General features: G+C 39.8%; 9 protein-coding genes and 3 pseudogenes. 5 read left to right on the forward strand and 7 right to left on the reverse strand.

All coding sequences use genetic code 11. The features are described from left to right. Positions 1-216 precede the first annotated feature (216 nt). Positions 217-312 (forward strand): annotated as a pseudogene (locus V7K85_RS12755) (transposase); the annotation flags it as partial. A 73-nt stretch (positions 313-385) separates the two neighbouring features. Here V7K85_RS12755 and V7K85_RS12760 read toward each other — a convergent pair. Both V7K85_RS12760 and V7K85_RS12765 read right to left on the reverse strand, forming a co-directional pair. After that, positions 386-1,681 (reverse strand): sensor histidine kinase, encoded by a 1,296-nt coding sequence (locus V7K85_RS12760; RefSeq protein ID WP_334814040.1) that lies wholly within the window; start codon positions 1,679-1,681, stop codon positions 386-388. Continuing rightward, positions 1,678-4,071 carry a hybrid sensor histidine kinase/response regulator gene (locus V7K85_RS12765; protein ID WP_334814041.1) on the reverse strand — a complete coding sequence of 798 codons (2,394 nt, stop codon included), beginning with the start codon at positions 4,069-4,071 and terminating at the stop codon, positions 1,678-1,680. Before V7K85_RS12765 ends, V7K85_RS12760 begins: the two co-directional genes overlap by 4 nt. 501 nt (positions 4,072-4,572) lie before the next feature. Between V7K85_RS12765 and V7K85_RS12770 the strand changes: the two genes are divergently transcribed. After that, positions 4,573-5,193, forward strand: coding sequence for a DUF262 domain-containing protein (locus V7K85_RS12770; protein WP_334814042.1), 621 nt, complete (start codon positions 4,573-4,575; stop codon positions 5,191-5,193). A 449-nt stretch (positions 5,194-5,642) separates the two neighbouring features. Beyond that, positions 5,643-5,924: a hypothetical protein gene (locus V7K85_RS12775; RefSeq protein ID WP_334814043.1), complete on the forward strand. Its 282-nt coding sequence runs from the start codon at positions 5,643-5,645 to the stop codon at positions 5,922-5,924. 129 nt (positions 5,925-6,053) lie between these two features. On the opposite strand, the gene V7K85_RS12780 is transcribed toward V7K85_RS12775, so the two are convergent. Both V7K85_RS12780 and V7K85_RS12785 read right to left on the reverse strand, forming a co-directional pair. Further along, entirely contained in the window at positions 6,054-6,713 is a 660-nt protein-coding gene (locus tag V7K85_RS12780) for a class I SAM-dependent methyltransferase (RefSeq protein WP_334814044.1), read from the reverse strand. Between the two features lie 348 nt (positions 6,714-7,061). Continuing rightward, positions 7,062-7,322 (reverse strand): hypothetical protein, encoded by a 261-nt coding sequence (locus tag V7K85_RS12785; protein WP_292759579.1) that lies wholly within the window; start codon positions 7,320-7,322, stop codon positions 7,062-7,064. A 485-nt stretch (positions 7,323-7,807) separates the two neighbouring features. Between V7K85_RS12785 and V7K85_RS12790 the strand changes: the two genes are divergently transcribed. Beyond that, the gene (locus V7K85_RS12790; RefSeq protein WP_334814045.1) at positions 7,808-9,877 is read left to right on the forward strand and encodes a tetratricopeptide repeat protein; all 2,070 of its coding nucleotides are present in this window, start codon (positions 7,808-7,810) and stop codon (positions 9,875-9,877) included. A gap of 73 nt (positions 9,878-9,950) precedes the next feature. Here the strand turns inward: V7K85_RS12790 and V7K85_RS12795 are convergent, their stop codons facing one another. The 3 genes and pseudogenes from V7K85_RS12795 to V7K85_RS12805 form a co-directional block, all read right to left on the reverse strand. Then, positions 9,951-10,715, reverse strand: a complete 765-nt coding sequence (locus V7K85_RS12795) for a hypothetical protein (RefSeq protein ID WP_334814046.1) — start codon at positions 10,713-10,715, stop codon at positions 9,951-9,953. Between the two features lie 130 nt (positions 10,716-10,845). Continuing rightward, positions 10,846-11,172: pseudogene (locus V7K85_RS12800) on the reverse strand (S-layer homology domain-containing protein); the annotation flags it as partial. 373 nt (positions 11,173-11,545) lie between these two features. Continuing rightward, entirely contained in the window at positions 11,546-12,076 is a 531-nt protein-coding gene (locus V7K85_RS12805; protein ID WP_334814047.1) for a pentapeptide repeat-containing protein, read from the reverse strand. A 280-nt stretch (positions 12,077-12,356) separates the two neighbouring features. Between V7K85_RS12805 and V7K85_RS12810 the strand changes: the two are divergent. Continuing rightward, a pseudogene (locus V7K85_RS12810) lies at positions 12,357-12,986 on the forward strand (hypothetical protein); the annotation flags it as partial. Positions 12,987-13,050: the final 64 nt, after the last annotated feature.

Consider the following 13,050-nt stretch of genomic DNA (forward strand, 5'->3'; position numbering starts at 1 on the left):
CATCGACAATAACATAACTGCTCTCGGTTTAGCCTATAACCTGAGTAAAGCGAGACTTAATTCTCTTTAGATTTTCTTTACGAATCAGCTCTTAGTCGATTACGTGCTGTTGAAGGAATTAATAACAAACTTACAGCAGTTTTCATGTATTTGAACCACATCTGTCGTAGGGGCACAGCATTGCTGTGCCCGTAGAGCGTGGTCTATTTACCTGAAAATAGCTGTAAGCTGATTAAACGTTCCAGTTATGGCTTTAGAAACTTTGAAAACTTCCAAGTTAGATGCTTGTTAAATTGGCATTTTAAATATTAGTTTTGTATTTTATGTAATGAACAAACATTTTTATTTAGTTTTAGCAAATAATCTACATTGTGCAAATTCTAATTTATCGGACAGGTAATTCAATCATGAACTCTGTACCCTTACCTTGTGTTGAATGGCAAGTTAGCTTGCCGCGATGATTGTTAACTACAATTTGGTAAGCAATAGATAAACCTAGCCCTGTTCCTTTACCGATGGTTTTTGTGGTGTAGAAAGCATCGAATATTTTTGTCCGGTCTGCTTCGCTAATTCCTGAGCCATTATCTGCAATTCGGAGAATAACTCGTTCTCCAATTGACTCAGTTTGAATTATAATCACACCAATATATTTGGAAGTTCCCTCAAAGGCTTGATTTTTTTGTATTTCTTCAATTGCATCGAACGCATTGCAAATCAAATTCATAAAGACCTGATTTATTTCGCCTGGATAGCACTCAATAGGTGGCAATTCTCCATATTTTTTGATTAGTTTGATTGCCGGACAATGAGCATTTGCTTTGAGTCGATGACCGAGAATGAGTAGCGTGCTTTCTAGACCTTCATGCAGGTTAGCCAGTTTCTTGCCTGCGTCTCTGTGGCGAGAGAACTTATTCAATGATGACACAATTTCTGTAACGCGATCTGTACCAACTTGCATAGATTGAATAATTTTAGATAAATCATTTAACAAAAAGCTGATATCTTTTGTTTTAATAGCATTTTGAATTTCAACAGGTGGATCGGGCAGATACTTTTGATATAGCTTGAGTAAATCAACAACCTCCTGAACATACTGTTCCACAAAATTTAAGTTGGCAGCTATAAAATTGATCGGATTATTCACCTCATGGGCAATTCCTGCTGTCAGATGACCCAAGGTTGCTACCTTTTCTGCTTGGATTAGTTGGGTTTGAGCCTGTTGTAATTCGGCGTTTTTGGCAACCAAGGTTTTCGTCAAATTTCTTAGCTTCAACTGGTGTTCTATTCGCACCAAGACCTCTTCATATTGAAAAGGTTTGGTAATGTAGTCTACGGCTCCCAATCGCAATCCTTTAACTTTCTCAGCAGGATCTGAAAGAGCACTCATAAAAATGATTGGAATATCCTGGATACGAGGATCACTTTTTAGGTGTTTACAAGTTTCAAACCCATCCATGCCCGGCATCATTACATCAAGCAAAATTAAATCAGGTAAATCATTATTGTCTAATCTTTGAATGGCTTTTTCACCACTACGAGTCGCCCAAACTTCAAAGCTAGACTGATCCAAAAAGCTCGATAAAACTTGTAAGTTGGCAGGGTTATCGTCAACGACTAAAACAATTCCTCTGGCAGGATCGCCATTCAGAGAATTTTTTTGGTCGCCTATCGTCGCTGTCATACTGTGTCTACTCCATATTGACTCAAGAAGTTGAGGATTAAATCTTCGTCAAACGGCCTCGCTAGTTGCCGCAATTGGTGAGCAAAGGGAGCGAAATTTGTGTCTGTTTCCTCTAGTTGATCGGCCAATTTGAGAATGGCATTGAAGTTACCTTTACTGGCTAAGGTCGCCAGTTCCCGCAATACATCGGGATCAGGAGGAGTCAATTTATCTGATGGGCGATCGCCTGTTATAGCCGAATTGATTCTTTGTTCCTCAGACTGAGACTGCTGGTAAATCCATGCCAAACCTAAGTGGAACTCTAATTGATGCAGTAATTCATCTACCTGTACAGGTTTGCTCAAAAAGGTGTCACTTCCTGCTTTCAGACTGCGATGTTGGTCAGCTTCAAAGACACTAGCGGAAGAAACGATAATCTTGACATCCGCGATATCTGGAGTATGACGCAGGTGTTGAATCAATTCAAACCCATCCATTTCTGGCATGATCAAATCTGTAATCACCAGGTCTGGTTTAAGGGCGATCGCTTTTTCTAAACCTTCTTGACCGTTGGTAGCTTCAACTACATTGAAACCCAGTGGTTGCAGTAAGTTTGTAATTACTGTGCGATTCTCCCAGCGATCGTCCACCATCAGGATGGTGCGGGGGCTACCTTCAAAGCCAATGATTTGTCCCTTTGATGCAGCCATAGCAGACTGTACCCATACGCTTGCTTCGGCGATCGCAATCTCAAACCAGAAAGTACTACCCTGACCGATCTGACTCTTAACATGGATATCGCTACCCATCAGCTGCACCAACTGCCGAGTAATAGCTAACCCCAGCCCCGTCCCTTCGGTCTGACGTTTTTTCTCACCTACTTGTTCAAATGGCAAAAAAATCTTGCCCAACTCGTTTGGAGTTATCCCAATTCCGGTATCTTCTAAACTAAAGCGAATCCGATATTTCACCGTCTGCCCATCACCAGGAAGTTGATCGATTACCTCAACCTTGAAAGTAACTTTACCCTCATCCGTAAATTTGATGGCGTTCCCCAGCAGATTCAAGAGAACTTGACGTAACCTTTTGACATCGACATGAACCCCAATAGGTAAGTTGATCGCGGGTTCATAGACAAACAAGATGCCCTTTTGTTCTGCCCGAATCTGGCAAATTTCCCTGATCCCCTGTAAAAAAGACGGGAAATGCACATCATGAGGATGCAGTTCCAGTTTTTGCGCTTCAATTTTAGAAAGATCCAAAATGTCATTGATTAAAGTCAGCAGATGAGAGCCACACTGTTCAATGATGTTTACATGATATTGCTCTGGCTCTGGCAAACCTTTGGAACGCAGCAAAATTTGAGCACAACCCAAAATACCATTCAAGGGCGTTCGCAGTTCATGGCTCATGTTGGCTAAAAATTCGCTCTTAGCATGGTTTGCGGTATCAGCCGCTGCTTTGGACTTTTTCAGTTGAGTCTGTTCAAATGCTTGCACCCTCCACAAGACAGTGATCATCGTGACTGTTAATCCACCCAAAATCAGGGCAATAAAATCGAGGAATTGTAGCCGAGATTCAATATTTTGGCGCGGAATCACCAGAGCCACAGACCAATTAGCTTCTCGCAACCGAACATAGGCAACATACTTCTTTGCACCGTCAATTTCCATCAACTCAATTCCCTGTTGCTTGTTTACCATCTGTTGCGCGATCGCCTTTAAATTGCGATCTGAAATTTTCAGCAGGCTGGGTGCAGGTTTTTCTAGCGTTGACATTAAAGTTGAGTTGGGATGGACAATCGCTTGTCCTTGGGAATTGAGGGCGAACGCATAGCTGTTGTTACCGTAGTGCAGAGAGTTGACCACCTTAGCAATGTGATCGACTTTAACGACGCCTTGGAAAGTGCCAATTGGTGAATGACTGATAGGAGAATTTGACCATATCGGAGTGCTGATCGCAATTAAAGGAATGCCTGTGGAACGGCTGATAAAGGGATCGGAAATGTTGCTTTTTCCGGCTAGTGCTTTTTGAACGTAGTCTCGATCCTTAATATTCTTATTTGACCGACCAACCTTAGTATTAGAATACGCACCATCCGGGGTAACTATTTGAAAAGAGAAAAATTCATCGATCCGCTCAACTTCTGACTTTAAATAGGGTTCTGCCACAGGCCAGTCTAAGGAACGTACAGTTGAAGTATGAGCAAGGGTTTGCACCTCCACTTTGCGAACATGCAACCACTCCTCAATTTCATCAACCCCTCTTTGTACCTCTAAAAAAGCTCTTCCTCTCAACTCTTCTAGCGTTATTTTCCGAGCAGATTCATAGCTAAAATAAGCAGAAATACTCACAATAAGAGTAGTGCCGCCGAGAATAAATCGGATCAGCAAATTGTGCGAGGAATGCATTTTGGTGTCAGATGGGCTTGAGTTGGCTCTTATCAAAGGTTCTTTCCTTAAACAATCGCTAAACAGAAAAAAGGGCTATATTTAGATTGCCCAAAAAATTATTGATAATCGCAGCCTTGATTGTTACCCATAGCCAAATAATCAATATCCAAATAATCAATATATTTATATGGGAATCATATTTGATTTTTGAAAAAGACTACGAGAGAATACGTAGAAGGAAATCCAACACGCTTGGGTTAAGCCAAAAACCAGATAGACTGAGGGTTATCACCCAAGTGTACTGAGATTGAATGCAACTTAAATAATTCTCACTAATTTCGCCTGAAGTTCAATCAGCTACAGTACTCAAAGCGTTAGAAACAGCTAGGTTATAGGTTTTGTAAAATCTGATTTGCCACTGAGCTAAATATCAGTTACCTTGGTATAGAATTTTACTAAAATTAGTTCAATTCACATGCCAATCTTGATATTTACTCAAAGTTAGGTAAGGTTAATTCAATGTCTACATATACTGATCGCATTCAGCCAACTAATTCTGCCATTGCTACCTATTTGGATAATCTCTTAGCTAGAAAGTATCAAATTCCTACTTTTCAGCGAGATATTGTCTGGGAGAAAGAAAATGTTAAAAAACTCTGGGATAGTATTTATAAATTTTACCCATTAGGAAGTATTCTAATTTGGAAAACCAGTACTAAGCTTGAAAGTCATAGAGAAATAGGAGGTATTAAGCTTGCTGATGATTTTTCTTCTAACGAATACCAATATATTTTAGATGGACAACAAAGGACAACTGCCCTTCTAACCTCAATATATGGAGATAATATTGCTTGTAAGAAAAAGTTTGACCCAACCCTATATGTAGACTTGACGATTGAATTTACTGATGCAACCGATAATACAAGTTATATCAAGAGATTTTTATTTTGGGATGAAATTGATGATAACAATGGGCAAAATAAAGTAAATAAAGCTAAAAATAAACGTTATGAGGAAAACCTAATTATTAAGTTAGAAGATATTAAAAATAATTATGGTAAGGTTGAAAGAAATCTTTATCAAATTTTAAAACAGCGATCGCTAAAACTTTTTATTTCTTTGATAATTGTTTACATATAAAAGGTACAAGATTAATTCCTTACCGATATTTATATTTAACTATCACAGCATATTTTTATTGTAATTATAAACCAGATTATCGTTTTTTAGATAAGTATTTTTGGTATTATAGTTTTCATAACGCAGACTTACTAACAAACACTACTCAACTCTGGCAACATATAGACTTTGTTAATCTACAAAAGGCTAATAGGACTTACTCATTCAATCAATTTGATATTGATAAAAATACGCTCAGAAAATCTTTTTACAGTTATAGAGGTCGCTTGTCCAGAGCAATACTATCACTTTATGCAAACCACAAGCCGCAGGATTGGGCAAAACCCCATAAAGATGTTTTGTCTGATGTTTATTATCTGCTAACAGATAAGCCTAACTTACACCATATATTTCCAGTTAACTTTATTAAATAGAGTGGCATTGCTAGTCATATAGAATCTGACAGCCTGATGAATATTGCCTATCTGTCTCAAATAACTAATTTGAAAATTAGCGATAAAAATCCGTTAGATTATCTCAAAGAATATGACGAGCCTGGTTTAGAAGAAGTGCTACGCTCTCATCTTATACCGACGATTATTCTTGAATGGTCAAGAGCCAATGCGCTTCCTGAATACGCCCTTACTATTTTTATTGAAGAAAGAGTAAACCTCTTATTAGAGGATTTGAGGCTGAAGTTAGAAGGAATTGAATTTAATGTTTTTGATATGGGCAATCCCACACACAGATAATATCTATTCTTAGATAAGCGATTGTCCAAAAAAGAGGTATTGCTGGATTAAAATATAAATTTACCTTACGCACTCGCTCCGATGCGTGAGATTTTCATACTTTGATTCAGCAATCCTCCCAAAAATCTTTCACTTTATCGCTACACCAATAATATGAGGACTAACAATCGGTAATTGTGTATCAAATCGCTCATAATTCACACTATCAAAACCAGCATTTTCTAAGGGTATCGAAGTTTCTCTATCTGGATGACAACCATCACCTATCACTTTCCAAATCGGACTAATTGTACTTTGTAGTTGCCGCAATAAAGTTCCTTGAGGTGCGGCGACATGTTCAATAAATAAGAAGCGTCCACCTGGTTTGAGTACTCTTAAAATTGCCTGTAATGTATAATCTATATTTGGCACTGAACACAAAACTAAGGTACTAACAACAATATCTATGCTGTTATCTTCAGCGTCAAGCCATTCAGCATTACCAATGCGGAGGTCGATGTTTAAGCCCAGTTTTTCTGCTTGTTTTTGGAGATAGGAATGCATGTATGGGTTTGGCTCGATTCCTATCCAGTCGATACCTTTAGGGTAGTAGGGGAGGTTAGGGCCAGTTCCTGGGCCGATTTCTAATACCTTCCCTTGGAGATTTGCAAAAAGAGAACGTTTGCGTTCGCCTACAATTTTATCATCCGTGCTGCTACTTTCAGCCATCATCCAGGCAAAGAAACGTTTACCCAAGTTGGCAAAAATTTGATTTGGTGAATCTCCAATAATTTGGTTTACAGTCATCATCCACTTCCTAATTTTTGAGGCTATAAATTGGTGTGCCAAGCAACCATTTGTAGCCTCAAGGTACGATACTTTGTGTTTCTTATACCTCACCCATTAGATTCACCTGATTGGGTGATTTTGATTAACGTACACGCGTAGCGAATTACCGCAAGCTACCACAGTAAGACCAAAAGCGCAGAGGCAAAAGTAGAATTTGCTTACATAGTCTTTTCTTTGATGATTTCAAAAGGTATTTATGATCAATACAAAGATAAATAACAAAGAGCGTTCCGCAATTGGGAACGCTACACTATGGAAAATTCTGTTAAGATAATATGAATTTAAATTGAAAATTGCTATTTGCTAAAATCAAGCATGAAGATTTGCTTGTTCCTGCAACCAAGGATCTACAGGTTGTCCATCTTTGCGGCGTAATTCAATTTCCACTACCATCACTTCTTTTGAACCAGGAGGCGCGGGTTTTTTATGGAAAATAATGTCATAATCTTCTGGATTGTGTTTGCGTTCTTTCAACCATTCTTGTACCTTGGTTGTGGCAAAAAATGATTGCCCTTGCTCAAACATTCGGGTAATCTGCAATTGCAGTGTATAAGGATTTAAGCGACCCATTTTCTACCGCCTTTGTTAAGTTAATTTTAGGATAAGTAATCTGCTTACCCTAGATAATCTAATGTTAGTGCGAAGTACCCACAGCTGACACTTCGCGTACAGGTGGGAATTCCAGTTTCAACGCCCTCCCATTGCTAGGAACAAAGTCCGAACCTAGTTCGGTGAATGGTCTCAGAAAGCGTCGATGCTCCTGCAATCTGTATTCCACAGGTTGATAAATCTTATTTGTGCTGCTTGATTTTTGCCGTCTTTGGCAGTAGCTACAACTTAATAATGTTATAATAGTACATCATAAAAAAATTTTTCAAAAACTTGACTGCACTCCACCACTGAAGTTTTACGTACATTAAGGGATGAGGGAATAGTTAGTTAAGGATTGTTCAGCATTTTCCACTGCCTCTACAACATTTCACTACTTAATTCTGTTATAGATTGGAGAGAGGCACGCCGCTTCAAAAACTGACCAACAGACTGAGATGGTTGTTATGAAGAGCAAAAATCAAGCTGTTTTCGCTTTAATTGTAAAAAGCACTATTGTCTTTTTACCCTTACTGTTATCCGTTGGAATTGCCAGTGGACAATCTGTACCATCACCCTCCCCAGCACTAACTCCTACTCCAGTCTTATCGAATCAGGAACGGGAAGAATTGGCGCGACTACGAGCCGAAAAGCGAATTCAACAGCAAGTCCAATCTGATTTTAATAGCACTTTTAGCCGTACAACTGTCTTACTTGATGTCTGGCTAGTTATATTAAGTATATTTCCAGTTGCAATCATTGCTTTATTTTGGCTCCTGCGACGGATGGTAATCCGTGAAATTGTTGAGAGAGCGATGCAACAACTACAGGGAATGGAAAAATTACAAAATCAGCTAACCACCGTTAAACAAGAGGCTGAAAATATTATTCAAGAAGCTAAAAAAATAAATTATGAATTAGAACAGGAAACAACTGCTTTACAACAAAAAATTAAAAATGAACAGGAAAATGTCTCTATCCTTACATCTGAGCTAGATTTAGCTAAAACACAGGTATTAAGTAGATTAGAAACTGAACTCAAAAAATCTCAACAAAATATAGAAACTTTAGAGTCGAAATTTGCTTCTGGGCTATCTAAGTTAGAGTTTGATGCTCAACAACAAAGAGATATAGCACTGGAAAATCTAGGAAAATTAGCATCTGTCATGGCAGAGGAACTGTCTAATTTAAAGTTAGGTGTGCAACAACAGCAACAACTAGCCGTTGCTGATTTAGAAGTATCAAGGTCTGAGTTGACATCTCAACTTTCTGGATGGCAGTCTGATGCTCAAAAGCAAAAGGATATAGCTCTTGAGAGTTCAACAAAATTGCAGTCAGAATTTGCTGCTCAATTATCAAAATTACAGGTAGATGCTCAAAAACAAAAAGATATTACACTGAACAATTTAGGAATACTAGATAAGGAATTTAAATTTCAATTATCAGAATTACAGGTAGATGCACAGGAGCAAAAAAATAAAATTGTTGAAAGTTTAGAAACATTGCAGTTAGAATTTGCTGAAAACCTATCAGAATTACAAATAGATGCTCAAAAGTGCAAAGAGTTAATTATTGAAAATTTAGAAAAATCGGGTTCTGAGTTTACTTTGCAATTCTCAGAATTACAATGGAATGCTCAACAACAAAAGATTCTTATTTTGGAGAAGTTAGAAAGATTAGAAACTGAGTTTGTCTCTCAACTTTCGGAATTACAATTGGATGCCCAAGAAAGAAAGGATCTCATCCTTCAAGAAATAACTGAAATTACACCTGAATTCATCCCCGAGGCGGTAAATTCTGAAATTGAGGAAGAAATACAAGAACAGCCACAACAACCGGAATTCAATGCTGATGAGTATGTACAACAGGGAGATGGGCTGTTTTCCCAAAGGCGCTATGAAGATGCGATCGCAGCTTACAACCAAGCGGTTAAAATCCAATCTGATGAACCTGTGGTTTGGTTAAAACGAGGTCTAACTCTAGGAAGGTTGAAACGCTACAAAGATGCGATCGCCTCCTATGATAGAGCTATTCAGATTCAGCCAGATTATCATCAAGCTTGGTGCGATCGCGGTGTTGCTTTTGGAAACTTACAACAGCATCAGCAAGCCTTTACCTCATTTGACAAAGCTACACAAATAAAGCCTGATGATGCAGTTGCTTGGTTAAATCGCGGTCTTTCCCTAGTAGCATTGGAACAATATGAAGAGGCTATAGTGTCCTTTGAAAAAGCGCTGGAATTTCAAGCCAATTCTCCCAAAATCTGGGATAAACGCGGTTATACTTTGGTAAGATTGGGACGCGATGATGAAGCGATCGCTAGTTTTAACAAAGCGTTAGAAATTAAGCCAGATTATGCCAGTCCCTATTACAATAAAGCAGCCTGTTACGCACTGCAAAGACAAATTGAACTATCTCTGCTAACTCTACAACAAGCAATTGAACTTAATCCCAGGTATAAAGAAGATGCAGCAATTGACCTAGATTTTGATGATATTGCCAATGATGAGCGCTTTAAGCAGTTAGTTGCAGAGTAAAAACCTCAAAAGCATTGGGCATTAGTTATTCCACTCCTGCTCCCCCTGCTCCCCCTGCTCCACTTCCCACTCCCTACTCCCCACTCCCCACAATTGGCGGATTCTGTTCGCCAGACATCGCTTTAAGTTTAGATGTGAAAGACTCAGAGCGATCGCTTTTTTCTGGAGTAAATTGGCCGATTGGGGCATGAATAGCAGCAGGTGGGAGCAGTTTTGGCTGTCGTTTATGAGAGCTTGGTGATGGAGAGGACGGTGGACTTTCTTGTGAAGTTTGCCGAGGGCTGACAGCAGACGATAGCTGAAGAGTTGCCGAAGAGGCAAATTTCTCATAAAGGGGAGACTTTAGGACGGTTTTATTGTCTGTATCTTCCTGCTTCCCCTCTTCTTCACTCAAAGATGCCTTTTGTTCGGAACTTTTCAGTTGTAAAGTTGCAGTATTGCTGTATTGATAGCCGTTGCGAATCTTAGCTGGTGGTAATTGAGGACTTGTCACTTTCTCTACAGTAAGGTTTTTCTTGGCTGGCGGTAGGGCTGGTGCAGCCGATGAGGTTAAGCTTTGAGGAAATTTGCTACAAATCATCCGTTCAAATTCCATATTGAAATGATATGTAGCCTGATCCCGGCGCTGCCAAAATACTAAAATTTGCTGTACGGAAACCGCTTTATAACGACCTTGATATAGTGCCTCAATCACTGCCAGGTGTAGCCAATTAAGGGGATATTGCGTTTGCCAACGCTCAACTAGCTCATTGGCACTATACCCACTGAGATCGAAACTATAGTTAATTAATAAGGCGATCGCTAAGTTGGCAGAGGTGTCTGGAAGTGTTGTTAACATGGGGCTATTAGCTTTAGGCAATAGGTCTAAGATTTGTCACCCATCGCATATTAGCCTAGCGTGCTTTTAACTACATGGATTTTTTTCCACGAGTTACCAAGCCGATAAGCAGTGTTTCTTATTCTACTTATCAACTTCTAGAATGCAACCCTACATAGACTGATTTAATTGCAGATGTTTGCCCAATGGCGACTAATGCCTGATAAACCATCGCTGCAACTTCAGCGCGTGTTGCCGAACGTGAAGGTGCAAGCACTTTATTCTCTGGATAGTTGACAACTATTCCCCATTGTGCATCAATGGCAACGGCTGTCCGGGCATAGTCGGGAATGGTATGACAATCACTATATACTTCTAAAACATTGCTATCAGCAGCTGCTAGTCCCAATCCGTTTATTAGGGAGACAATCACCTGTAGCCGCTGTACATTTTGATCGGGGCGGAAAGTGCGATCGCTGTGCGATTTTCTGATAATTTGTTATTTGCGATCGCCGGAGCAGCAAAGTCACTAATTGCTATGCCTAGGGAATTTTTAGAATAGTGGGATAGGTTCATGTAGAAAATATATCCACGTTATTTTTTCTTGCAAGCGGATAATCTGTACACACAAGTTATAGACTCTCACGCAACATTCCAAGTTCTCAGATCGGCGTTCGGTGTTTTGATCTCGGCATTCGGTATTCCAAGCTGAAAGTTCCGAGTTCTTAGCTCGGCGTTTCGAGTTCCAAGCTTGAAGTTCCGAGTTTTGAGGGCGATTATCCAAATATCTTAACTAATTCGCCTGATATCCCGCCGCTATAGTCAGTACTACGATTTAGCGGCAAGAGATATTACACATTCTCATCTAGGATTGTTCCTTCTATATTGGCTCCCTCCAAATTTGCTCCGCTCAAATTTGTCTGGTTCAAATCTGCTTGAGTGAGATTTGCCTGGGATAAGTCGGCTACAGTTAAGTCTGCACCACTCAAATCGGCTCCATCTAGATTCGCCGCTATCAAGCTTGCTTCCTGCAAATCCGCCTCACTCAAGTTAGTGTCAATCAGTTTAGCAACCGTCAAATCAGCCTGACTCAAATTCGCTCCTTCCATTGCTGCTCCATCCAAGATGGCTCCATCCAAAATAGCTCCGGTTAAGTTGCTACCACTGAGATTAGCATTGCTCAAATCTGCTCCATTTAAGTCTGCCTCAATCAAACTGGCTTGGGCTAAATTAGCGTGACTCAGATTAGCTCCATCTAAAATTGCTCTATCTAAAATTACACCACTGAGATTGGCTTCCCTTAAGTTTGCCTCGCTCAAGTTGACACCAGTAAAGTCTCTGACACCTGCGGCATAGTTTTTCAGGAGCTGATCTGCTTTCATATCTGTCACTGTGCTAAGGAACGTTTTATTGAGGCTATCCAGGTTACCCAGACAGGCAGTAAATCCCCAGCACGCGCCACTGAGGATTGGTGTGGTGAATACAAACCAGAGTGAATATCGAATCACCTTTATCTAAATTATCTATCCTCAACTACTGGCGCTACTACCTAGAGTTGTGAGTTACTTTCATCCTTGGGACGGATGTTGAGGAATTTAAAAATTTAAGCATTAGTGCAAAGCGATCGCTATACTCAATTGTGGTGTTCGTCTGGCAGAGGTTATGGCAAAACCAATTCGTATTCTTTTGCAGACTACGATTCCTACAACTGAAAATGACTGGAGCATTTTTCGTTTCTCGATGTTACAAGATTACTTAGCATCGATTAAAGACGAAGCAGGAAACTCCTTATTTGAAGTTACGGGACGCGATTACGAATCAGATACAGTAGGTGGTGATCCAGTTTTAAGTAGTCTCGACAAATCAGATTTTGATCAACTTTGGCTATTTGGGTTAGAGGTGGATAAGGGTTTAACCGAAAAAGACATTGCCGGAATTAATGCTTTTCGGCAATGCAACGGCGGTATTTTGACAACACGCGATCATCAGGATATGGGCTGTTCGATGTGTGGTTTAGTTGACATTGGTGATGTCCACTATTTCAACACAAAAAATCCCGATCCCGATGAATCTCGCTGGAGCCGAGATGACTCATACACAACTTCTATTTCCTGGCCCAACTATCATTCTGGAGCTAACGGCGATTATCAAAAAATTACCCTTGTTGAACCCATTCACGAACTTTTAAAAAATCCCGATTTCCCTTCGGGAAGTATCGAATTTTTCCCAACGCATCCCCACGAAGGCGGTATTGGCGTGCCTTTGGGCAATACGTGCGATTCGTTGATTAGTAAATCACGGTAACCAGTCCGTAAATAGCTAATCCAGCCCGACAGCAGATTACTGTCACTAAAGG

This window comes from Nostoc sp., assembly GCF_036917615.1.
Lineage (GTDB): Bacteria > Cyanobacteriota > Cyanobacteriia > Cyanobacteriales > Nostocaceae > Nostoc.

What these genes read in the sequence shown, in the direction of transcription:
- V7K85_RS12760 (WP_334814040.1), bottom strand. Translation starts at nt 1,681, where the DNA reads ATGACAGCGACGATAGGCGACCAAAAAAATTCTCTGAATGGCGATCCT.
- V7K85_RS12765 (WP_334814041.1), bottom strand. Translation starts at nt 4,071, where the DNA reads ATGCATTCCTCGCACAATTTGCTGATCCGATTTATTCTCGGCGGCACT.
- V7K85_RS12770 (WP_334814042.1), top strand. Translation starts at nt 4,573, where the DNA reads ATGTCTACATATACTGATCGCATTCAGCCAACTAATTCTGCCATTGCT.
- V7K85_RS12775 (WP_334814043.1), top strand. Translation starts at nt 5,643, where the DNA reads ATGAATATTGCCTATCTGTCTCAAATAACTAATTTGAAAATTAGCGAT.
- V7K85_RS12780 (WP_334814044.1), bottom strand. Translation starts at nt 6,713, where the DNA reads ATGATGACTGTAAACCAAATTATTGGAGATTCACCAAATCAAATTTTT.
- V7K85_RS12785 (WP_292759579.1), bottom strand. Translation starts at nt 7,322, where the DNA reads ATGGGTCGCTTAAATCCTTATACACTGCAATTGCAGATTACCCGAATG.
- V7K85_RS12790 (WP_334814045.1), top strand. Translation starts at nt 7,808, where the DNA reads ATGAAGAGCAAAAATCAAGCTGTTTTCGCTTTAATTGTAAAAAGCACT.
- V7K85_RS12795 (WP_334814046.1), bottom strand. Translation starts at nt 10,715, where the DNA reads ATGTTAACAACACTTCCAGACACCTCTGCCAACTTAGCGATCGCCTTA.
- V7K85_RS12805 (WP_334814047.1), bottom strand. Translation starts at nt 12,076, where the DNA reads ATGAAAGCAGATCAGCTCCTGAAAAACTATGCCGCAGGTGTCAGAGAC.